At 37.7% G+C, this 268-nt stretch carries 1 pseudogene; it reads right to left on the bottom strand.

Annotated elements, in window-relative coordinates:
- Positions 1-268: pseudogene (locus tag FE392_RS23155) on the bottom strand (serine hydroxymethyltransferase); the annotation flags it as partial.

The following is a 268-nucleotide window of genomic DNA, read 5'->3' as shown; positions in this document are numbered from 1 at the left end:
CGCTTCTACACGCTTACGTGCTTCTTCTAATGCAGCTTCATTTTCATGATTTTTTAATGTATAAGCAATAAGTGACGCAATTTCATCCATTTCTTCTAAACCGAAACCACGAGATGTTACAGCTGCTGTACCGATACGTACGCCACTTGTTACAAATGGGCTTGCTGTTTCAAATGGAATTGTATTTTTGTTCACTGTAATACCAACTTCATCTAATACGTGCTCTGCTACTTTACCTGTGATTTCTAAGTTACGAACATCAATCAAG

Source organism: Xenorhabdus santafensis (assembly GCF_033949405.1).
Classification (GTDB): Bacteria; Pseudomonadota; Gammaproteobacteria; order Enterobacterales; family Enterobacteriaceae; genus Xenorhabdus; species Xenorhabdus santafensis.
This window is presented reverse-complemented; position numbering and strand designations above follow the sequence as displayed.